Origin of the sequence: Halorientalis pallida (assembly GCF_049605515.1) — an archaeon.
Lineage (GTDB): Archaea > Halobacteriota > Halobacteria > Halobacteriales > Haloarculaceae > Halorientalis > Halorientalis pallida_A.
On the sequence record NZ_CP187158.1, the window covers coordinates 1,900,197 to 1,920,425 of the forward strand.

Here is a 20,229-nt window from a genome sequence, read left to right on the forward strand (position 1 = left end):
ACTCTACACCTGGTCTTTGATTGATGAAAGGTTGACCCCCACACGCTCCTCGATTGCCTCGATAATCACGATATCAGCCGGTTCGAGACTCTTGGTTAAAAACACTGCAGACAGCTGTACGATTGAAATCAAGATTCCGATGGCCACCAGCGACACCAACGTTTGCTGAAACCAAAGGAACGCACGGTGGAATACGATGGCCGCTAGGGCAGTCGGCAGAAGTGGTTTGATCGTGTTTATCGAAAATGGGTGCCCACCGGTGATTGCGTATATTACTACGACTTCGGAAACATTATATACAATGAATCCGGCTGCTGTGGCAGCTGCTGCACCCACAATTCCGTACAGCGGAATCAGTGTCGCATTTAAAACAACGTTTACCAGAAGCCCGATACCAGCTGCAAGCAGTTCCATTCGAGGACGGTTGATTGCCTTCACGGTCGCACCGTTTGGCCCAAGAAACGCTTTGATAAAGAGGCCCGCGATCAGTACGCTGAGGGCGGGGGCTGCGGGTACATACTCCGCACTAAAAAACACCCTGATAACATCACTGGAGAACACAACGAACACAAGTACAAATGGAAACGTCACAAGCGTAATCCATTTTGAAGACACACGATATAGTTCGTTGAGCGAACCTTCCTCGCCATTCGCGAAATACTGTGTGGCCAGCGGCGTGTACATGAACACGAAGGACGTGAGGACGAACGTTGTGATTTTCCTGAGTGGCTGGAGCGACCGGTAGAACCCGATCTGTTCTGACGGCAGAAAATAACTAATCATCACGATATCCACGTTCGAGAGCAACATAACAAACGATGACGTGATCGCGATCGGCCATGAGAACGCCCAGACCCGACTGAGTTGTTCGCCATTCGGACGGCCGATTAGATCTCCGAGGGCGAACTCTTGCTGAAGGAAATAGATTGAGATGACCAGCAAGAGGATCGGAAATGCCACCCAGTACCCGATCGCACCTAACACTGGTGTACCGAACGTGATGCCGGCTCCGAGGAGGGAGAGTGCAAACACCCGTGACCCGACGTACCGGGCTATGACCGCACCGAACGACCGTCCACGGGCTCTGAGTACGCCGATTACGACTTTTCCCAGGGGAAAAAAGATTAGAATCGGTATGAACAGGAGTAGATCCTTTGAGAGGCTTGGTTGTTCAAGATACGAGGCGATCCATTCTCGCGATACCAGCAATCCGATGGTCGTGACGACCATCATGCCGACAACAATCATGCCACCGCTACGGATGATTTGTATCTGTTCCGGCTCCGGGACATCAGCAGACATCATTCTAGTTATACCTTTCGGAGCCCCGAAGACGAGCAAACTCGACCCAATAATGGCGAACGTATACGCGAGTGCGAGCTGGCCATATACTTTCGGCGAGAGCGAGCGGACAATAATTATCTCGCCAAACAGCCCGATTCCCTGACCTATAATTGTCCCAGTAAAAACGATGGAACTACTTCTGGCGAGCTTGTTTAATGCATCACCGGTGTCGGGCACAGTGCTATTTTTAAATTATGTATATTTGACTGTTTTGATATTGTGCTGAGACCGCGGTCTATTTTTCAGAATTGAAACGACAGCGACGGTCAAATGGGCTGAATAGATGACCGTGGGCCCGGCTCGTGCCGGCCGGACCAGCCGGAACTTAGGTCGCCTCCCGCACCGTGGTGTAGACATCCAGATGCTTGTGAATGACATTCTCTATCCTGTTATAGTTCTTGAAATTCTGCATCGATTCTTTCACACGCTCGCGCTCTTCATCGTCATTCAACAACTCCCGGATGATGCTTGTCGCCTCTTCAACCGTCTCGAAAGTACGCACACAGCCCCACTCTGATTCAATGTCATCGAAATACGGACAATCTGACGCGACGACCGGGAGCTCGTGTGCGACACACTGATTGAAAATCCCGCTCTGTGCCACGGTGTTTTTGATCCCGTTCTGGTAAACCTCCTGATACGGGAGGACTGCGATGTCGGCCGAGACGAACGATTGCTTAAATTCACCGTCGTCCAGCACGCCGGTCATGCAGAGGTTCGGTGGTGCGGTCCGCTGTATCCTGTTGAAAAAGTCGTCGTACTTTTCCCTTGGGCTCCCGCCTGCGAGCAGGAACTGGTAGTCCGGCATTGACTCTGCGATAGATTTGAATATATCACTCCCTTTCCTCGGACTCACGTAGCCGGGCGCTGCAATAACGGTCTCATCAGGGTCATAGCCGAACGCTGACCGAGCCGTGTCTAGTCTGGATTCAGGGTCCGATCTCGGGACGCCATGTGGGATCTGAGAATAGTCTTCGATTCCCGTTGAGGCGACAAAATTTCGTTCCGCGAACTCCGAGAGGAACACGATGTGCATCGCCGTGGTGACGATGACCTGGTTCAGTATCTTGATGTATACGGATTTAAGAACACTGAGACGCCCTCGGATCAGGTCGGGCGTGATGACTTCGTGCATCGTCACGAAGACATCAGTCCCAGTCACGCGAGAGGTCAGAAACAGGGTGGGAAAGAAAATCCACGACATCAGAGTAAATCTACCAAAGAGGACGTAATCAAACTGAACGTGGACCACGTCTTCGGAAGCTTGTCCAGCCTTGATCGCGTGTTTTGCGAATGCGATCGGCCGAAGTTGCTCGGCGGGGAAATACTGCATCGTAACAGCCTCCTCTTTGGCGAGCCCCTGCCGGATTTCCTCACTGTATTTGCCGACCCCGGAAGACTTGTCCGGTGGGGGTGCCACCAGTCGTATTGACGTCATTCCGTTCATAGTAATTGCCTGATGCGAAGTTGATAAATCATTCTGTCTGGCTGTTTCCTGCCGACCCCCCTAACAGAGCTTTATAATACGCGTCGCAATGTTCCCCAAACTGGAGAACGAGTCGGTTTTATACACACATACTAACAGGTTGGAGTAAGCACAAGCACAATGCCCGATATACTGATCCGTTCACACAGAGCCCTCCGGAAGGAAGGAATTGCCGGTGGGGCCGAGCGCCTGATGCAGAACATCGGACACGCACTCGCCAAACGTGGGTGGAGGGTCGATATCCTCTGTCCGAGACCCGGCTCAGAGGCGACCCACACTGACACGCCAATTGACTTTATTGAGTTCGACTACACCGATCCCACGTCCTCCGTTGAGCGGTTTCTCAACATGTTTCGCGGTACCGATCGGTGCCGTTCGGCACTCGAAGCAGGAATGTATGATGTCGTACTCGACGACGTTTCCCACTACCCATTCTATCCAATGCATTTCATCAAGCCAAAGCAGACGACCAACGCTCTGTTCATGCATATGGCGTTTTTCGGGAGTGCGACGGAGTACGTGGGACCGGTAAAAGGTCGTGTGGTCCACGCAATTGACCGAACTCTCCCGTATCTCAATGACCCGGAAATCGTCTGTGCGGGCGAGGGGACGGAATCCAGGATCAACACCGAACTTGATTACTGGGACACAACCGTCCTGCATCCATGCATTCAAATTGACGAGTATGAGTACGAGATTACACCAAACTCCGATTCGATACTGTTTCTTGGCCGGCTGGACGTACAAAAGAACGTCTCGACTTTACTGAAAGCCTGGCGTCTAGTCGAGCGGAGCGAAAACCATCCAACACTCAAAATCGCAGGTTCTGGCCCGAAAGGGTCTGAACTCCGGCGACTCGCGAATAATCTCGGTCTCGATTCGGTCCAGTTTCTGGGGTACGTCGACGAGGCAAAGAAAATCGAACTACTCCGGGACGCATCGTTGCTGGTTCTTCCGTCAAAGATGGAAGGGTACGCGACGACCGGGCTCGAATCTATGGCATCTGGAACCCCCGTCATCGGTTCGGATACGTACGGCATCAACGAGTACATCGAACATGGAGAGACGGGCTTTCTGGCCCCCGTGGACGATCACAGAGCGTTCGCCAACCTCATCCTCGATCTAACCTCCGATCCCGAGCAGATTCGACCCGTAGCGGTATCTGGGCGCGAACTAGCGGAAGCACACTCGTTCGAGGAGTTCGCCGACGACGCACACGACGTGTTCTCATCTATTCAATGATATCACAAAACGAATTAGCTAAATCCACTCGTATCCGAGTTCCACAATGTCGAAAGTCCGATCGCCGCCCGGTGACCCGGAAACGGTCGTTTCGGCGCGCATATCGGTAAATCCGAGCGATGAGGTAGATGCCTGTCCCCTCGCAATCCCTGTTCCTAAGTTTCCACTTCTGAGAACCGAGAGTGACTGATGTTCACCATCGTCACAGAGCGAGAGTCTCACTGGGTATCCGTCCGTCGCCTGCACGCCGGTGCCTTGGTTGACGACGGTGCTGCCGCCCACCCTTGCCACGAGTCGCCACTCCCCCCCGGAAGTCATATCCGCTTCTGCAAGGACGTGGTTGTTCCTATCTTCCCAGATACCGTACCTATGAACGGCGCTGTTCTGTGAACTGGGGTAGAATATTCCCCATACGCGGCTGAACTTGCCACCCTCCTTGGTCGCGTTCGCAACCGTCTCAATATATGTATTCCCACCGTTGCTAGATCCGGCCTTGAGACGTAGGGCACCATAATCGAGGATTGTGGTCGCGCCGACCGAGCCACCAATCTTGAACTCCGAGCGTCGGTCCAGCGACCAATCGAAGTTCTCGGATCCGAACTTGGAGTCGCTCACGTTACTGGGAGACACAACGTGATTCGATCTCGCCCATGCATCCGCGCTCAACCCTCCCACGAGGTCGATCTGTGTTCTGGGCGCCATGATGTGGAACGGGATGTCTGCTCCTCGCTCCTGAATCTTGAGTCGGTTACCGTCCGTATCAGTGCCGGCATCTGCTTTGATGTGGTAGCCGTATCCGAATCCTTCGCCGTCGGTGCTCTCAACCTGTGCGTACAAGGTGTTTAGTTTCCCCTTCTCGATTTTTGCGCCGTAGTCAGTGACTTTGCTGAACTGGCCGACGTAGAAAGACCGGTCAGACGTCTGCGAGTCGCTCTGGTCTCCTATCTTGAACCCGCTTTTGACGTCCCATCCCTGGACACGGATTCGATTGAAGTGACCTGACGCCTGTTCTGCACGCTTCTCAACGGCCCATTCAAACGGACCGATCAACGCTGGGAGCCAGACATCGGACATCGAGATGTCGTAGAGCCTGACTGCCGATGGCGGGTTCGTGACGTTTTTTACATCCCATCTGGTCGGCCCAAACAACTGGAGCCGGAGGGGTTGGAAATCGGAGACGGTCCGGTCAATGTATGGCCTGTCAGGACTGAAATCCGACAGCGTAATCCGGGACCCACGCATATCGATCGTATACGTCGTCGCCGCGCCCTCCTTGTTTGGGAGTACGATCGGTTTTGTCCAATCGTCATCGTTGTAGAAGTCCGGTTCGAGCCGCACGATTCCGCCATAGTTCGGAAGATTTTGGAGTTGAGTGTTGATGTCGTCCGGCGAATTGGCCCGCAACAACCCGGATCCCGATACGGACCCATCACCCGAAGCGACAGTCCCAATGACCTGCCACTCCTGACCGTCGCCCAAGTAGATACGGCCGGAGTCGGTCGAGAAGAACTTCGCTCCCTGCTTCGGCTGGTAATTTGACCTGTTCGACTCCACGTCCCGGACTTCGATTGCTTCGTCAAGCAGTCTGAAGTTCTCGTTGAGCGGCTGGTGCCAGTCCGTTGATCCTTCCTGGGGCGTATTCAGGTTGTGGAAATCAGTCATCAACCCAACTTTTTTATACAGAATTTTATAAGCGCACGGGGTAAGTGACAAACACTTAACGTACGCAGCAACTGGTGATTTATTGCTTATGTCGTAAGATTTTTATAAGTGCCTCGTGCCACGTTCACAGGTCAACGACTCTAAAAGTTCGAACAAGAACTGGTCTTCTACAGTAATACTTTCCAGTAGGTGATGGTTGGGTGTATTGGCTATGGAATCTTTTTCACCATTGTTTAAATTCAAATTTTTTATGTAAAAATTGTTTGTCTGCCGATTAGTTGGATTTACTGTATCTCGCGACAAACTACGGATTGTAGAGACAGAATGAGAGGTTCGTCTCGGAAACCCGGCGTTGTTCCCCGTTCGATCTCTAACTACCAACCGGGGACAATATATGAATCCCAGAATGTTTGTGGCCCCTGCGCTGGCAATGGATCCGACATTTGGAAGGTGAGTGGTGAGGGAAAGACACTTCGTCGTGAACGGTACTTGTGGATATCGTGCTGGTAGCATATGCTACCAGGTGCGGTTCGATCGATTCGGGCCGCGTAAATGAATTGATTGCTTCACCTGCTCACAGTGGTCCCGGGGAAACAAACACTTGGAGTTCAGAACACGCCAAGCTCGCTCACCGCGAGTACCCGATATCACTCGAATCCAGACAGGATCACCAGCCGCGGCACTTGGATCAACGAACTGCCGTTACGGACACACGGCTTGACGACCGAGAGGTCCTGAAAACCAGCCTGTCGCTCAACTCGAACACTGGCACCATCCCCGACAGCCGCCTCCTCCTCGAAGCCTACGAGGAGTGGGGAACCGATTGTGTGGACCACCTCCTCGGCGCCTTCGCGTTCGCCATCTGGGACGCCGAGCGTGAACGACTCTTCTGTGCCCGGGATCACATGGGTGTCAAACCCCTCTATTACGCTCACACCGACGAACACTTCGCGGCCGCGTCGGAACCCGGGCCGCTCTTCGAACTACCGGGAATCACCCGAACACCGAGTGAGAAGCGAATCGGCGACTTCCTCGCCGGAATGTACGGTGACGAGTCCGAGACATTCTACGAAGACATTGCGCGACTGCCGCCGGGCCACTACATGACCGTCACAGAGGACGATCTCAGAGTACGCCGCTACTGGACACTCGAAGACATCGAACCGTTCCCGCAGGACGCGAACATCGACTACGAACAGCGGTTTCGCGAACTGTTCGCCGACGCCGTCCGGTGTCGGCTCCGCACCCCAGGGCAGGTCGGCTCCTTTCTGAGCGGCGGGCTCGACTCGTCGTCCATCGCCAGCATGGCATCAGAGATACTGCGAGAGCGGGGCGACCCGCCACTCCACACGTTCTCGGCGGTCTTCGAGGAGATCACGGACTGTGACGAGCGGCCGTACATCGACGCGGTGCTAGATTCGGGTCACTTCGAACCGCACTTCATCCACGGGGATCGGGTCGATCCGCTCACGAATCTCGACACCCATCTCGCACGGCGGATGGCACCCTACTACCCCTCTCTGATCATGCTGATCCTGGCGCTGTATCGCGAGATCGAGCGCCAGGGCGTCACGGTCGTCCTGCACGGCTACGGCGGCGACCAGACGATGGGATCGGACGTGCGGGGCTACTTTCAAGGGCTCGCGCGCCGTGGCCGACTCCCGACGCTGGCGCGGGAACTCCGGGGGTACGGGCGTCGGTACCCGGGCCTCTCGACGCGGGGCGTGCTCTGGCGGGACGTACTCAGGCCGCTCGCACCGGAACCGCTCCGAAGACTCAGACACCGGCTGTTCGACGACGACCACTACCTCGACGGGACCCTTGCGTCACTGGATCACTCCTTCGCTCGGGAGAGTGGCCTCCTCGACCGGTTGCGGGCGGACGCGGTCCGAGGGGCGCCACGGTCACAGCGGGCGCTCGTTCGGCGGTCGCTCACCAGTGGCGAGACGACGTTCAACCTCGAACTAAACCACCACGCGGCGGCGGCCCACGGCGTCGAGCCGCGGTACCCGTACCTCGACAAACGGCTCGTGGAGTTCGCCGTCGCGCTCCCGCCGGGCGTGAACGTCCAGGGCGGACTCGACCGGACGCTCGTTCGAAACGGACTCTCGTCGATCCTCCCCGAAGCCGTCCGGACCCGGACGGACAAGATGGAGTTCTCACCGAACGTCGTCCACGGCACGCGAACGACCGCGCTGGATCGGATCGAATCGACGCTGTTCGAGGGGGACGCCGCGGTGGCGAAGTATCTGGACACGGACGGGCTGCGCGCGTCGCATGACAGGCTCCGAACGGAGGGCGACGTGTCGGCTGCACGGGATCTCCTGATGGCGACGACACTCGAACGATGGCTCCGGACACAGACGGCGTAATCGACGCCACGACAGTCCGTGGCAGATTCTGTCACGCCCACAACATTCATTATTCCATAGACACGACGAAGAAAAGAGATGGGCGATTACGAGGCTCCGGAAGTCACGGAACTCGGTGCAGTGGAAACGGTCACGGAGGGTCGACACTTCTCGCGTGTCGACGGCAACTCCGGGACAACCGGGAACAACGGCAACGGCAACGGCGGTGTCAACGGTCCCTGATAGCAGGGTAACGAGTGTCATCCGCGACCGGACGTGCGTACGAAGTGTACGGACTACGCGTCGCGTCGTCGATTCCACTGCCGGAGCTTTCGGAACTGACAAGCGACGGGAACGTAACGCCGGACCTCGTGGTTCACCGCGGGTCGCTCCCCACGAGTCCCGATTCACTCGGTGACGGAACCTGTGTCTACGAGGATCCGGCCGGCCAGTTCTCGGTCTTTCGCTCCCAGCGGAAACTCTACTGGTTCTACGACGGTGTCGGAACCCTAGCGGTCAGCGACGGCCGTCGAGTCGACGTCAACCCCGCACCGACGGTCGCTGACGGGACCCTCGGGCGCCTCGTTCTCGGGGCCGGCCTCTGTGGCGCGCTGGTCCAGCGCGGTTTCCTCGTGTTCCACGCAAGCACGGTCACCGTCGACGGCGTCACGGTGGCCATCACCGGCGAGTCGGGTGCCGGGAAGTCGACGGCGGCAGCAGCGTGTTACGCGCAGGGCCACGATATCGTCACCGACGACCTGACTGCCGTGGGCGTCGATGAGTCTGGCGTCCCAACCGTCACCGCGGGCTACCCACGACTGCGAGTCGACGAGCGGGTCGTGCGTGCGCTCGGCCTGTCGGACCGTGCGGCCGGCACGAGCGCGGGAAAGACGAGCCTCGACGTGTCGGATCGGTTCGTTCGCGACGAGCGGCGACTGGACGCGATTTGTCTGCTCGGTCGAGGTGAGACGGTATCGGCGACGGAACTGTCCGCACAGCCTGCCGTCTTCGAACTCCTGCAGGCGTCCTACAGCCTCTACGACGAGACCGATACGGCGGCCCAGCGAACCCACCTCGAGGACTGTGGCACAGTCGCGGACGCGTGTTCCATTCGCCGGGCGACGCGTCCACAGTCGCTCGCCCGCCTCGACGAGCTAGTGGAAGTCTTCGCGGACCAGTCGGTGTGACACAAAGGCCCGGAGGAGTCAAGTCGCGAAAGCGTCGCGAAGGCGTCGCAATGTGCGGGGTGATCAGTTCTCCGCCGTCGCCAGCATGCTCAGGAAAAAGGAACAGAACACGGTCTGGACCCCGAGCAGCGTGACGGTGGAAGCCAGCAGGTTCACGGTCGCGCTGGGCACGGCCGCGTAGCCGGTGATCGTCCAGCCGACGACGCCGTAGCTCAACACGAGCGCGCCGGCGGCGAACAGCAGAAGGCCCAGCGACGCGCCGTGTTCGAGTTTGAAGTTCCCGCGGATGCGGCTCGTGATCGGGTCCCGGGGCTCGCGGATCGGGTCGGTCGCCAGCGAACTGAACATCGCGAGCGTGCCGATCTGGTAGCCCACGACCGTGACCAGACTCCCACCGATCATGGTCTGGAGACCGAAGGTCAGGCTCCCGAGCTGGGCGCCGAACAGCGACAGGCCCATCACAGCGATTCCGGCCAGCGTGAGCAGCGCGGCCGGCAGCGAGAACAGGTAGCCCGGGGCGTTCACGAGCATGAACTTGACGTGGCGCCACCCGTCCTGGAAGCTGTCGAGGGTGGCTTCGCCCTCGCGCTCGTGGTAGGTGATCGGCTTCTCGGCGATGGTCATGTCCTTGGCCGCGGCGTCCATGATCATCTCGCTGGCGAACTCCATGCCGGTCGTCTCCAGATCAAGCCGGTCCAGCGCGTCTGCGTCCAGTACACGGAGGCCGCTGTGGGCGTCGCTCACGCCGGCGTCGTAGAACGTGTTCAGAAACGCCGTCAGGAGCGGGTTGCCGACGTACTGGTGGAGCGGCGGCATCGCGCCGGACTTGATCTCGCCGTCGAGGCGGCTCCCCATGGCGATGTCTACGTCGTCCTGGTTCGCCAGCTTGACCAGTTTGGGCAACTCCTCGAAGTCGTAGGTCGTGTCGGCGTCGCCGATGGCGATGTACTCGCCGCGGGCACGCTCGAAGGCGTACTTGTAGGCGTTGCCGTAGCCGCCCTCGTCCGGTTCGACGACGATAGCCCCGAGTTCGCGGGCGATCTCGGGCGTGCGATCCGTCGAGCTGTCGCTGACGATGATCTCCGCGACCACGCCGAGTTCGGCGATGGCCGTCTTGGCCCGATCCATGCACTCGGTGATGCCCTCTTCCTCGTTGAGGGTCGGCATGACGATCGTCAGGCTCGGCTCCTGGTCGCTGTCGCGCTGTACCAGCAGGTCGTCGCCGGAGTGGTCAGCGCGTGACGAACCGTCCGACGAACCACCGACGGACTCGTCCACCCCAGGTGCGGAACCGGATCCGTCGATTCCGCTGTTCGAGTCCGTCGCCATCACTCCGTGGGCTCTCCGCCGTCGGTTCCGACGCGCGATCGGATCGGCGACCCACCACACTCCGCACAGACGTACGCACTGTCGACCGTCTCGACAACCGGCGCGTTACAGTCGATACACTTGATGCTAGCCGCTCTAACCGCTTTCGGATATCGGCCCACCGTGTTCACCCTCGTCACATAATTGTGACTAACTAGTTGCTAAAGTAATTTATGATTCCATTGATAATTATGTCAGGATAGACGATGACAGACCGGACGTATAAATTATCCGTCCGGTTCGACGCCACCGTAGCCGTACTCGCCGTAGCCCTGAACGCCGTACGTCTCGGGATCGAGTTCGGTGGTCGTCGTCGCGGTCGTTGTCGTCGTTGTCGTCGTTGTCGCCGTGTCCGTCGTCGTGGTGGTCCCTGCCGCAGTGGTCGTCCGTTCGGTCGTGGTCGTTGTGGTCGTGGTCGCAGTGGAACCGTCGGTCGACGTGGTTGACTCACCGTCGTCGCCGCTCGCAACGGCGTTGTCCCCAGTCTCGGTACCGCCGCGTTCGGTCGTCGTGTTTCGCGTCTCGGTCGCCGTCACACCCGCGGCCGTGGTAGTCGTCGCGCCGGTCGGTGCACTCCGTTCCGTCCGAGTTGATTCGGTGGGTACCTCGGTCGTCTCGATCGGCGTGCCACCGTATCCGTACTGGACATCGTCCGTCGAGTCGGCGTCGCCAGCGAGCAGGAATCCGCTGGCACCGAGTGCGGTCACGGTGGTCAAGGCACCGGCCTTGAGAACGGTCCGCCGGTCGATGGAGCTACCAGTCTCGGCCGCCTCGTCTGTCGTGGCCGCCTCGTTAGCCTCGTCTGCCTCGGCCACACCATCCGCCTCGGTTCGTTCGTCCGACCGATCCGCGCCGTCCGACGTCGCTGACTCGACCGACTCGTCGGACGCCTCCGGCGCGTCCACGTCGTCCCTGGTGGATGGCGGTTCGTCACTCATCGGTCACGACAGCCACGGCGCCGCGTCGCGCCACCGTTCCGGCCGAAGTGATCTGTAGCCAACACACTCAGTCTCATATCTGTGAACTCGAACGGCCACACGTAAAGATGTAAAGAGCAAATTATCACTCGATATTCTCGGGGCCCCACGATAGTGACAGCATTAGTGAACTAGTTGGCGGTACACGTCTCGAAACCGGGCCAAGGGTATTACCGGCCTCGGCCGTAGCGCCGAGGATGACCGAATCGACGGGACTCGCCGTCGGCGAGCGTGTTCCGGATTTTTCCGGCCAGCTGGTCGATCCCGACGGGACCGAGCGGACGGCGACGCTGTCGGAACTGCTCGAGGACAAACCGGTCCTCGTCAACTTCTACACGGCCGATTTCAGCCCGGACTGTATCGACGAGTGGTGTGACTTTCGCGATTTCGACTGGTTCGCCACGGGCGATCAGGTGCAGGTCGTCGGCGTCAGCAAGTCCGGGGCCGCCCTCCACAAGCGGTTCATCGACTATCTCGACCTCGGATTTCCGCTCTTTGCCGACCCCGACCTCGACATCGCCGAGGCTTTCGACGTCCGGTACCGGGCGTTCAAGATCAGCAGTCGTGCCCGCCGGTCGACGTTTCTCGTCGACAGCGAGCGCCGAATCCAGTACAAGTGGCTCTCGAATCACTGGCTCGACCCGACCCGTGACACCCCGCCCGTCAGGGAGATCCACGAGGCAATCGTCGAGAGACTGCAGGACGGCGCCGCGGACTTCGGCCCGGCCTAGGTCGGATCCTCGCGGTCGCGCGTCCACGACTCGGCGGCGTACTTCTGCTCGGCGCGAGCACGCGCTCTCGTGAGTTCGGCCTCGGTCCAGGCCCCCTGATCGGCGTCGGCCCACGTCGCCAGCGCGTCCGTCAGCGATTCGACGGCCGCGGTCCGGGAGCGGTCGGCGTAGTCCTCGATGGCTCCCACTCGCTCCTCGAACGCGTCGACGGTCACGTCGTGGCCCGAAAAGACCGCCAGGTGCCGTTCCGGCCGCCCGGCGTACGTCAGCGATCCGTGCTGGATGACGCTGTCTTTCCGGCGGTACTGGGCGTTGCCGCTGAGTTTGCGCCCGTCGGTCGCCGACACGACGTCGTGGGCCGGGTGGAGTTCCCGGAGGTAACACGCCGGCTGGTAGACCGCGGGTCGTTTCTCGTCGGCGAACGTCGCCGGCACGTCCATGTCCGCGAAGGCGTCCATGATCGGCGTACAGAGGAGATCGTAACTGTCCATCAGATCGCCCGGCAATTCGTCGGCCGGGGCGATGATCGAGTAGGAGATGTCGCCGTGGGTGTCGTGGTAGATGCCGCCACCGCCGGTCGGCCGGCGGGTGACGGTGATTCCCTCGCGGTCGCAGTAGTCCCAGTCCACGGTTTCAGCGTCCTGGTTGTACCCCAGCGAGAGCGTGCTCGGTTCCCACCGGTAGACTCGGAGCGTGCGCGGACCGCCGGCGGCGACGGTCTCGGCCGCGATCTCGTCGAGAGCCATGTTCATCGGCCCGTCCCAGGCCTCCTCGCGGATCAGCCGCCACTCCCGGTCGGCGAGGTCGGTCATAGCCGCCCTTGGCCCCGGGGCAGGAAAGCGGTTGTGTCGGCCGACGGTCCGGCTGTAGTTGAGGAATATCATTTCAATGCACATAGCCCCTCAAATTTCTCCGTCAGGGGTGATTTCTACCCGCTGAACAGTATAGTATCATCGCTTTCAGCATTTTCGATGGTTTCAGCCCTAACACTCTTCACAGTGGGTGGCGTAACTTCGTCCAAGATGTCCATCGACCGAGACACCTTCGAGAACACGAGCGAGGACGAACTCGAAGACCTTTCTGTTCCTGATCAGGTACTCGGGTTTCTCGCTGCTCGCGACGATCGTGCGTTCAAGGCTCGCGAAATTGCATCCCAAGTAGGCCTCGACGAGGGTGCAGTCAGCACTGCGCTCTCGCGGCTGAAGGACCGCGACTTGGTCGAACACAAGGCAACGTACTGGGCCGTAACTGACGACGCCGAGCGACTCGACGGGTATAGCGGCTACGAACGGGCGACCGCTCTGTTCAACGAGCAACTCGGTGACGAAGACGAGGAGTCGTGGCGCGAACACGCCCCCAGCGAGCCGCATCCGAGCGTGGAGAACGAGCAGTGACAGACGAGAACGCAACCCCGATTTTCGAGCGGGGCGACGTGGTCTACGGTGACGACCCGTTCAAAGGGAAGGATGATGCCCGACCGTGGCTCGTTCTCTCGAATCACGAAGACCGACCGTTCCACGGTGAGCAGTACGTCGCGCTGACGTTGACAACGAAATCCTGGACGGACGGCCTCATCGATATTCCTGAAGAGAGTTGGCTGCGTGGTGGGACGCCTGACGAGAGTCGAATCGTTCCTTGGGGCGTTCAATCGATCGACCACGAGGATATCGACTTCTGGCAGGGACGGGTAGAGAGTGAGCTTGTCGACGACGCAGTCGCTGCCCTCGTCGAAGAGTTGCAGTAGCTGATCCGTACGGACCAATCTGAATCTACGCCGTGGCGACAACGAGTGACACTCGACGACACTGATCTACCGCAGAAAAGAGAATTCCGAACTCACCGATCATCGGCAATACTCAGTGCTTATGACGGATCGGAAGAGGTAGCTCCTAATACGGGTACAGATGGGTGCTACAAGTCGATCAAGCAGTTCATAACCACGACAGCCTCGAACACTTGGGCCTGCGGTTCTTCTACTTCGCGTTCACCTGCCTATTGTACTCGACCTGGCCGGCGGTAATGTTTGCGCAGGTCCAGTTGACTGATGAATACTCCCAATTACCGGTTGTGACAGCGACAATACCCTGACGCTGTTGAAGAAAACCGGATGGGATAGGGATGGGACACTCTCCGTGGTAGCGCGGCGTCTAGGTGGCTTCGCCGTCGAAAGTCGCGAAATTCGAGTATTTGGTTGTCGGTTCAAGCCGGTAGGAGAGTAATCTGTGTCAGTTTCTCCTCACTGAATCAGCCGAACCACACATTCCCGCTGTACCCGCTGAGGCTCAGCTCCCAGCCATCCAATTCGATATAGCGATATCTAATTTACGTCCGCCAGCGGTCGGACGCGTCGGGCTTTTACCGACCGGCCCGCTACGGGCGTCCAATGGTCGAAAACGTCGCGCCGCTCATGCGGGAGCTCGAACCCGAGGATTTCCACCTGCTCTCGGGGATCGAGCAGGGGATGCGGTTCTCGGAGTGGGTGGCCCGGGGCAAGTTGCCCGAGTTCTCGCGGCTCTCGCCGGAGAACGTCGATTACCGGCTCGACCGGTGTGAGGACCGTGGCCTGGTCGAGCGAAAGACGATCCAGTACCAGGGGTTCAAGCTCACCTTCGAGGGCTACGACGCGCTGGCCCTGCACACCTTCATCGAACGCGGCAGCGTCGAGGAGTTCGGCGCGCCCCTGGGCGTGGGCAAGGAGAGCGACGTGTACGAGGTCCGCTCCTACAAGCCCCTGGCCCTGAAGTACCACCGCGAGGGGTACACGAACTTCCGGGAAGTGATGAAAGAGCGCGACTACACGTCGGATCGCGACCACGTCTCCTGGCAGTACACCGCTCGCAAGGCCGCCGAACGGGAGTACGACGCCCTCGAAACGCTCTATCCCGACGTGAGCGTCCCCCGACCGGTGGATCAGAACCGCCACGCCATCCTGATGGAGAAGATCGACGCGACCGAACTCTCCCGCACGAGACTCGAACCCGAACAGGTGGTGCCGATCCTGGATCTGATCCTCGCGGAGCTGGCGACAGCCTACGACGAGGGGTACGTCCACGCCGACATGAGCGAGTACAACGTCTTCGTCGGGAGCGAGGGCGTGACCGTCTTCGACTGGCCCCAGGCCGTCCCGACAGACCACGAGAACAGCCGCGAACTGCTCGCCCGCGACGTGGAGAACATCGTCGGCTACTTCCGCCGGAAGTACCCGAAACACGTGGACAGTGTGGTCACCGACGCCGTCGCGGCCGCCGTCGCCGACGGCACCTTCGGGACCGTCGACGATCACCGCGAGTGATCGCCGGCACTGGCCCCCTTTTTCCCGTGTTCCGACCGTAGCAGCCCTGTATCGACAGCCCCGCTCGTGAGAGTGGCCACGCTGAAATCCCGATATAAACTGTATATCGCTATATCAAATTGGAGGGGGCGAGCGAGACGGACGCGGCACTGTTCGGCGAGGAGAGTGACCGAGACGGCCGTTCAGCCCCGTCGGAACCGCCACTCGAACAGGACGCCGGCGAACAGCCCCGCGGCGGCGGCGTGGACGAACTCCCACATGAGTCGAGTCTCGATTTCGTCGCCGGTCAGCGCCGGATCGAGCAGGAAGTGGGTGCCCAGCGTCAGATCGACGAGCCAGCGGCCGACGGCCCAGACGCCCGCCACGGCCATCGTGGTGACGACGACGAACAGGACGGCGAACGTCGGCGGCATCCGGACGGTCGTGAAGATGTGGAGTTCGACGGCGACGACGAGGGCAACGGCGGCCACGGCGACGTAGATCAGCGGCGTGGCCGCGAGCCACGGCTGGGCGAACACGTCACCGAAGACGGGGAGCGCTGCAATCAGGAGGAGTTCCCACGGGAGCGTCGCCCGGCGGTCCCGGTAGGCGACCGGCGGAACGAGCGCGAGCGCGACGACGGTCGCGACGAGCGTCGCCAGCAGGATCGACCCGGCCAGCACCCCGCCGACGGCGACGAGCGCGAGGAAACCGACGACCGTCCACGACCGGCGCGCGTTCGTCCGGTCGTGGCTCACGACCGCGTCGAGGCTGACGACGCCAGCTCGTTCGTGCGCGACGGAGCGGAGCGGGCTGTCGTCGTCACCGTCGTGGCGGTCGAGTCGTCGCCGGAGCGTGTCGACGGCGTCCGCGACCCGCTCGGTCGCGACCGTCGCGGCCAGGACGGCCCCGACCGTGTCGAACAGGAGGTCGCCCAGCGTGTCCGCCAGCCCGTACTGCGTGAGGACCGGCTCGAACCCGAGCGCGCTGGCACCCAGTGTCGTCCCGAACTCGAGGATCTCCCAGAAGACGCCCAGGCCGAGCGTGAACACGAGGACGTAGACGAACAGGAACCGGTCGGGGAGGGAGACGGCCGCGCTGTGCTCGTCGATGGCCCGGGCCACGACGTAGCCGAGCGTGGCGACGACCGCCGCCGAGACCGTGTGTGTGAGCCGGTCGTACCACCAGACCTCGCCGTAGAACCAGAGCATCCCCAGCGTGTGCAGGAAGACCGCGAGCGTGATCCACAGGGTAAAGCGTGCGTCCAGTTCGATCCGGTAGTCCCGTTCGAGCACCGCCGGCAGGACGGTCGTCCCGAGCGCCAGCGCGGCGTTGACGACCACCCCGACGTTACGCGTGTGGAGGCCGACGAGCAGAATCCCCAGCACGGCGACCTGCATGAGCCGCGTCCCGAGTCCGTACCGGGACCGCAGTTCCGAGAGCCTCGACACAGACATCGACGCTCGAATGGACGAAACCGGTCCTGTTAACTCCCGCGTCCGCTCCCGGTCGGTGGGAGCGACCGGCGGAGGTAAGTGGCCTTGAGTCGACGTGTCGACGATGACAGGGGAGCGGCCCGACCGATGAGGGTGTTCGAGTCACGAGCGGCCCGCCGGCGGTTCGTCGTGGCGGCGGTGGTCGTCGTCACCGCAGTCGTCGGCCTCTGGCTGTTCGTCCGGGCGTACCTGCCGATGCTCGCCGACGGGGTCGCACTGCGCCGGTTCGTCGACGGCTACGGCGTCCTCGCGCCACTCGTGTTCGTCGCTCTCCAGGCGATCCAGGTCGTCGTCGCGCCGATCCCGGGGCAGGTGACGGCCTTCGCCAGCGGCTACCTGTTCGGGAGCGTCCGCGGGACCATCTACAGTCTCGTCGGTGTCACCATCGGGAGCGCCGTCGCGTTCTGGCTGTCGCGTCGGTACGGCCGCCCCTTCGTTGCGAGCGTCGTCCGGGACGACCTGCTGGCTCGCTTCGACGCCTTCGTGGCCGAAGCCGGGACGGTGAGTCTGTTCGTGATCTTTCTCGTCCCGGGACTGCCCGACGACGTGCTCTGTTTCGTCGGCGGGCTGACCGACATCGACCTCCCGAAACTCGTCGCGATCTCGTTTGTCGGCCGCCTGCCGGCCTACGTGCTGGTGAACGTCTCCGGGTCGGGGCTGGCCAGCGGCGACCTCCGATTGGCGGCGGTGACGCTGCTGGTCCTGCTCGTCGGGTCGGCGTGGGGAGTTCTGAACCGCGAGCGACTGCTCACCTACTTCGAATAGGTACCACGGGAGGGTCGGTGGTGGGGCCGGGGAGAGTTCGAAGTGTTTAACCGCGCCAGTGGGGAAGGATCGGTAACTCGCTGGTCGACGGGCACCAGCGGGCACCTGCCGAGATCGAGTCGCTCGATCTCCACAGGACGGGATGTGATCGGCGGGGTCTCTGACCCCGGGCAGGCGGCCGGGCCGTCCGGCCGCCGGAGGATTGAACCACTCGACGCCCGTGGTGATAGCCCATGACACGGAGCTTCTACTCCCACATCCGAGAGGCGTGGGAAGACCCCGACGACGGACAGCTCGCAGAACTGCAGTGGCAGCGCCAGCAGGAGTGGCGCGACCAGGGCGCGCTCGAACGCATCGAGCGTCCGACCCGACTGGACAAGGCCCGCTCGCTCGGCTACAAGGCCAAGCAGGGCGTGGTCGTCGTGCGCGCCAGCATCCGCAAAGGCGGCGCACGCAAACAGCGCTTCACCGCCGGCCGGCGCTCGAAGCGCCAGGGTGTGACCCGGATCACCCGCCGGAAGAACCTCCAGCGCGTCGCCGAGGAGCGTGCCACCCGCAAATATCGGAACCTTCGCGTGCTCAACTCCTACTCGGTCGGCCAGGACGGCCGCCAGAAGTGGTTCGAAGTGATCCTGCTCGACCCGCACCACCCCGCCATCGAGAACGACGACGACCTCAACTGGATCTGTGACGACTCCCAGCGCGGCCGGGCCTACCGCGGCCTGACCAGCGCCGGACAGTCCAACCGCGGTCTCGACAAGAAGGGCAAGGGCACCGAACACAACCGCCCGAGCAACAACGGCGGTCAGGGCCGCGCTAAATAACTCCGCACCCACTTTTCAGCTCCCACTTTTTACTGCAGGGGGTTCGCTTCGCGAACCCCCCTTGCAAAAACTTGGGGAAAAACTGCTCCGAGCGAGCGCACGCGCTCGCTCGGAGGTGCTGCGCTGGTGCATACCGCACAGCATCCGCCACAGCCCCGTCCCGCACAACAACCGCGACCGCCCCGGCACAGCGACCGCACAGCACCGCTACGGCCTGTTTTGACCGTCCGTAACCCTCACGCCGCCTCGCTCGCCGCGTCGATGACTTCGGGCACGTGGGCCCACTCGTCGTAGTTGTTCCAGGCGTAGCGGATCTCCTCCTGGTTCAGCACGTAGATTTCGGGTTCGGCAAGTGTGCCGTCGATCCCGAGGGGCTGGTACCACCGCCGTTGCTCGAATGTCAGGGTGATCGCGCGGCCGACGAACTCCATCCGGCGCATGGTGTCGTAGTCGAACCTGTCGAAGGCGTCTTCGAGCGACCGGCCGAACGAGCGGGTCGTGACGGTCTTGATCCCGGCCGGTGGGGCTTCGCCCATGTCCATGTCGTTCTCGGCGGTGTCGACGAGGTTCGTCATCGACGAACAGACGGCTCCGGAGATGGCCTTCTGGTTCCAGTCGCCGCGGCTGGCCTCGTCTTCCTCCTGGATGTAGCCGCGGTCGGCCAGCCGCTGGGCCTTCCGGAACTCCGGACCGGTCACGAAGTCGGTCGCGCCCCGGCGGGCGTAGAGGCTCTCCTCGGGCGGGCGCAGCGACGACTCGAAGAAGTCCGGGGTACCACAGTCGCCGTAACAGCCAAGCGTCGGTTCCAGGTACTGCACCGTCCAGGACCCGTCGTCGGTCTCGTAGGCCATCGCGGCGGCGAGGTGTCTGAACTCCCCGAGCGTGGGCGGTTCGACCGCGGCGACGATCCACGTCTCGATCCGGTCCCGCCGGTCGAACAGCTGGTCGGCGAAGTGATCGACCAGCGGGACGGTGATCAGCGCCGCGTCGTAGCTGTTGGCGACCCCGGAGTGGTCGTGCAGCCCGTTCCCGATTCCCCAGGCGATGGCGTGTGGCCATGGCTCGGCCTTCGGATGGTCCGACTCCAGCGCCCGCTCGACGTAGGGGCGCAACTTCTCGACGCTGGTCCGGTTCTCGTCCATCAGCTGCCGGGCGTAGTCCATGTCGTTGCGCTTCATCCGATCCCACTCGGCCGCCGAGCGCGAGCAGGTGACGGTGTCGAAGTCGTTGCCCGTCCGTCCGGACCGTGGCACCTGCCCGAGCGTCCCGGCCCGGTCGTGAAAGTCGACGCGGTAGCCGCGCGGCTCCGCAGCCTTCCGGTTCTGAGCGCGGCGCCAGCCCTGCTCGTCGTCGGACCCACCGAGTCCGGAACAGCCGGCGAGTCCGCCCAGTCCCGCGAGCGCGAGCGACTGCAGAACGCTGCGCCGATCCATCGGCCTGACGTGTCGCCGAGCCGACTTAACGGTTGACACTGTCACGGTCGCCCACGCACCGCAATACACCCCCTACATTCAGGTGGCAGGAA

At 61.2% G+C, this 20,229-nt stretch carries 18 protein-coding genes and 1 pseudogene; 11 read left to right on the plus strand and 8 right to left on the minus strand.

What is annotated here, in order from left to right:
• Positions 1-3 precede the first annotated feature (3 nt).
• Together ACOZ4N_RS11325 and ACOZ4N_RS11330 are read right to left on the minus strand one after the other, a co-directional pair.
• Entirely contained in the window at positions 4-1,521 is a 1,518-nt protein-coding gene (locus tag ACOZ4N_RS11325; protein ID WP_424016487.1) for a polysaccharide biosynthesis C-terminal domain-containing protein, read from the minus strand.
• 148 nt (positions 1,522-1,669) lie between these two features.
• Positions 1,670-2,764 (minus strand): glycosyltransferase family 4 protein, encoded by a 1,095-nt coding sequence (locus ACOZ4N_RS11330; protein ID WP_424016488.1) that lies wholly within the window; start codon positions 2,762-2,764, stop codon positions 1,670-1,672.
• 186 nt (positions 2,765-2,950) lie between these two features.
• Here ACOZ4N_RS11330 and ACOZ4N_RS11335 point away from each other — a divergent pair, with 186 nt between their 5' ends.
• Positions 2,951-4,072 carry a glycosyltransferase family 4 protein gene (locus ACOZ4N_RS11335; RefSeq protein WP_424016489.1) on the plus strand — a complete coding sequence of 374 codons (1,122 nt, stop codon included), beginning with the start codon at positions 2,951-2,953 and terminating at the stop codon, positions 4,070-4,072.
• A gap of 18 nt (positions 4,073-4,090) precedes the next feature.
• On the opposite strand, the gene ACOZ4N_RS11340 is transcribed toward ACOZ4N_RS11335, so the two are convergent.
• Positions 4,091-5,734 carry a hypothetical protein gene (locus tag ACOZ4N_RS11340; protein ID WP_424016490.1) on the minus strand — a complete coding sequence of 548 codons (1,644 nt, stop codon included), beginning with the start codon at positions 5,732-5,734 and terminating at the stop codon, positions 4,091-4,093.
• 500 nt (positions 5,735-6,234) lie between these two features.
• Here ACOZ4N_RS11340 and ACOZ4N_RS11345 point away from each other — a divergent pair, with 500 nt between their 5' ends.
• The 3 genes from ACOZ4N_RS11345 (at position 6,235) to ACOZ4N_RS11355 (ending at position 9,272) form a co-directional block, all read left to right on the plus strand.
• Positions 6,235-8,106 carry an asparagine synthase-related protein gene (locus tag ACOZ4N_RS11345; RefSeq protein ID WP_424019952.1) on the plus strand — a complete coding sequence of 624 codons (1,872 nt, stop codon included), beginning with the start codon at positions 6,235-6,237 and terminating at the stop codon, positions 8,104-8,106.
• 78 nt (positions 8,107-8,184) lie between these two features.
• Entirely contained in the window at positions 8,185-8,328 is a 144-nt protein-coding gene (locus ACOZ4N_RS11350; RefSeq protein WP_424016491.1) for a lasso RiPP family leader peptide-containing protein, read from the plus strand.
• 44 nt (positions 8,329-8,372) lie between these two features.
• A complete protein-coding gene (locus ACOZ4N_RS11355) occupies positions 8,373-9,272 on the plus strand; it encodes a hypothetical protein (RefSeq protein WP_424016492.1) in 900 nt (299 codons plus the stop codon).
• 63 nt (positions 9,273-9,335) lie between these two features.
• Here the strand turns inward: ACOZ4N_RS11355 and ACOZ4N_RS11360 are convergent, their stop codons facing one another.
• The gene (locus tag ACOZ4N_RS11360; protein ID WP_424016493.1) at positions 9,336-10,601 is read right to left on the minus strand and encodes a glycosyltransferase family 2 protein; all 1,266 of its coding nucleotides are present in this window, start codon (positions 10,599-10,601) and stop codon (positions 9,336-9,338) included.
• Between the two features lie 266 nt (positions 10,602-10,867).
• The gene (locus ACOZ4N_RS11365; RefSeq protein WP_424016494.1) at positions 10,868-11,578 is read right to left on the minus strand and encodes a hypothetical protein; all 711 of its coding nucleotides are present in this window, start codon (positions 11,576-11,578) and stop codon (positions 10,868-10,870) included.
• A gap of 236 nt (positions 11,579-11,814) precedes the next feature.
• Here ACOZ4N_RS11365 and ACOZ4N_RS11370 point away from each other — a divergent pair, with 236 nt between their 5' ends.
• Positions 11,815-12,348 carry a peroxiredoxin family protein gene (locus tag ACOZ4N_RS11370; protein WP_424016495.1) on the plus strand — a complete coding sequence of 178 codons (534 nt, stop codon included), beginning with the start codon at positions 11,815-11,817 and terminating at the stop codon, positions 12,346-12,348.
• On the opposite strand, the gene ACOZ4N_RS11375 is transcribed toward ACOZ4N_RS11370, so the two are convergent.
• Complete coding sequence (locus tag ACOZ4N_RS11375; protein ID WP_424016496.1) at positions 12,345-13,160, minus strand: lipoate--protein ligase family protein; 816 nt, start codon at positions 13,158-13,160, stop codon at positions 12,345-12,347. The genes ACOZ4N_RS11370 and ACOZ4N_RS11375 overlap by 4 nt on opposite strands.
• Positions 13,161-13,370: 210 nt before the next feature.
• On the opposite strand from ACOZ4N_RS11375, the gene ACOZ4N_RS11380 reads away from it, so the two are divergent.
• From ACOZ4N_RS11380 to ACOZ4N_RS11395, 4 genes and pseudogenes are all read left to right on the plus strand, one after another.
• On the plus strand, positions 13,371-13,742 hold the full coding sequence (locus tag ACOZ4N_RS11380; RefSeq protein ID WP_424016497.1) for a MarR family transcriptional regulator: 372 nt from the start codon (positions 13,371-13,373) through the stop codon (positions 13,740-13,742).
• The gene (locus tag ACOZ4N_RS11385) at positions 13,739-14,092 is read left to right on the plus strand and encodes a type II toxin-antitoxin system PemK/MazF family toxin (protein ID WP_424016498.1); all 354 of its coding nucleotides are present in this window, start codon (positions 13,739-13,741) and stop codon (positions 14,090-14,092) included. The genes ACOZ4N_RS11380 and ACOZ4N_RS11385 overlap by 4 nt, the downstream gene beginning before the upstream one ends.
• A 49-nt stretch (positions 14,093-14,141) precedes the next feature.
• Positions 14,142-14,450: pseudogene (locus ACOZ4N_RS11390) on the plus strand (transposase); the annotation flags it as partial.
• A gap of 281 nt (positions 14,451-14,731) precedes the next feature.
• Positions 14,732-15,640 (plus strand): RIO1 family regulatory kinase/ATPase, encoded by a 909-nt coding sequence (locus ACOZ4N_RS11395; protein WP_424016499.1) that lies wholly within the window; start codon positions 14,732-14,734, stop codon positions 15,638-15,640.
• A 182-nt stretch (positions 15,641-15,822) separates the two neighbouring features.
• Here the strand turns inward: ACOZ4N_RS11395 and ACOZ4N_RS11400 are convergent, their stop codons facing one another.
• The gene (locus tag ACOZ4N_RS11400; protein WP_424016500.1) at positions 15,823-17,076 is read right to left on the minus strand and encodes a hypothetical protein; all 1,254 of its coding nucleotides are present in this window, start codon (positions 17,074-17,076) and stop codon (positions 15,823-15,825) included.
• A 126-nt stretch (positions 17,077-17,202) separates the two neighbouring features.
• Between ACOZ4N_RS11400 and ACOZ4N_RS11405 the strand changes: the two genes are divergently transcribed.
• Positions 17,203-17,880 (plus strand): TVP38/TMEM64 family protein, encoded by a 678-nt coding sequence (locus tag ACOZ4N_RS11405; RefSeq protein WP_424016501.1) that lies wholly within the window; start codon positions 17,203-17,205, stop codon positions 17,878-17,880.
• Positions 17,881-18,113: 233 nt separating this feature from the next.
• On the plus strand, positions 18,114-18,704 hold the full coding sequence (locus tag ACOZ4N_RS11410; RefSeq protein WP_424016502.1) for a 50S ribosomal protein L15e: 591 nt from the start codon (positions 18,114-18,116) through the stop codon (positions 18,702-18,704).
• 236 nt (positions 18,705-18,940) lie between these two features.
• Here ACOZ4N_RS11410 and ACOZ4N_RS11415 read toward each other — a convergent pair whose 3' ends face one another.
• Positions 18,941-20,137 carry a hypothetical protein gene (locus ACOZ4N_RS11415; RefSeq protein WP_424016503.1) on the minus strand — a complete coding sequence of 399 codons (1,197 nt, stop codon included), beginning with the start codon at positions 20,135-20,137 and terminating at the stop codon, positions 18,941-18,943.
• Between the last annotated feature and the right edge of the window lie 92 nt (positions 20,138-20,229).

What these genes read in the sequence shown, in the direction of transcription:
- ACOZ4N_RS11335 (WP_424016489.1), top strand. Translation starts at nt 2,951, where the DNA reads ATGCCCGATATACTGATCCGTTCACACAGAGCCCTCCGGAAGGAAGGA.
- ACOZ4N_RS11340 (WP_424016490.1), bottom strand. Translation starts at nt 5,734, where the DNA reads ATGACTGATTTCCACAACCTGAATACGCCCCAGGAAGGATCAACGGAC.
- ACOZ4N_RS11350 (WP_424016491.1), top strand. Translation starts at nt 8,185, where the DNA reads ATGGGCGATTACGAGGCTCCGGAAGTCACGGAACTCGGTGCAGTGGAA.
- ACOZ4N_RS11360 (WP_424016493.1), bottom strand. Translation starts at nt 10,601, where the DNA reads ATGGCGACGGACTCGAACAGCGGAATCGACGGATCCGGTTCCGCACCT.
- ACOZ4N_RS11365 (WP_424016494.1), bottom strand. Translation starts at nt 11,578, where the DNA reads ATGAGTGACGAACCGCCATCCACCAGGGACGACGTGGACGCGCCGGAG.
- ACOZ4N_RS11370 (WP_424016495.1), top strand. Translation starts at nt 11,815, where the DNA reads ATGACCGAATCGACGGGACTCGCCGTCGGCGAGCGTGTTCCGGATTTT.
- ACOZ4N_RS11375 (WP_424016496.1), bottom strand. Translation starts at nt 13,160, where the DNA reads ATGACCGACCTCGCCGACCGGGAGTGGCGGCTGATCCGCGAGGAGGCC.
- ACOZ4N_RS11380 (WP_424016497.1), top strand. Translation starts at nt 13,371, where the DNA reads ATGTCCATCGACCGAGACACCTTCGAGAACACGAGCGAGGACGAACTC.
- ACOZ4N_RS11395 (WP_424016499.1), top strand. Translation starts at nt 14,732, where the DNA reads ATGGTCGAAAACGTCGCGCCGCTCATGCGGGAGCTCGAACCCGAGGAT.
- ACOZ4N_RS11400 (WP_424016500.1), bottom strand. Translation starts at nt 17,076, where the DNA reads ATGTCTGTGTCGAGGCTCTCGGAACTGCGGTCCCGGTACGGACTCGGG.
- ACOZ4N_RS11405 (WP_424016501.1), top strand. Translation starts at nt 17,203, where the DNA reads ATGAGGGTGTTCGAGTCACGAGCGGCCCGCCGGCGGTTCGTCGTGGCG.
- ACOZ4N_RS11410 (WP_424016502.1), top strand. Translation starts at nt 18,114, where the DNA reads ATGACACGGAGCTTCTACTCCCACATCCGAGAGGCGTGGGAAGACCCC.
- ACOZ4N_RS11415 (WP_424016503.1), bottom strand. Translation starts at nt 20,137, where the DNA reads ATGGATCGGCGCAGCGTTCTGCAGTCGCTCGCGCTCGCGGGACTGGGC.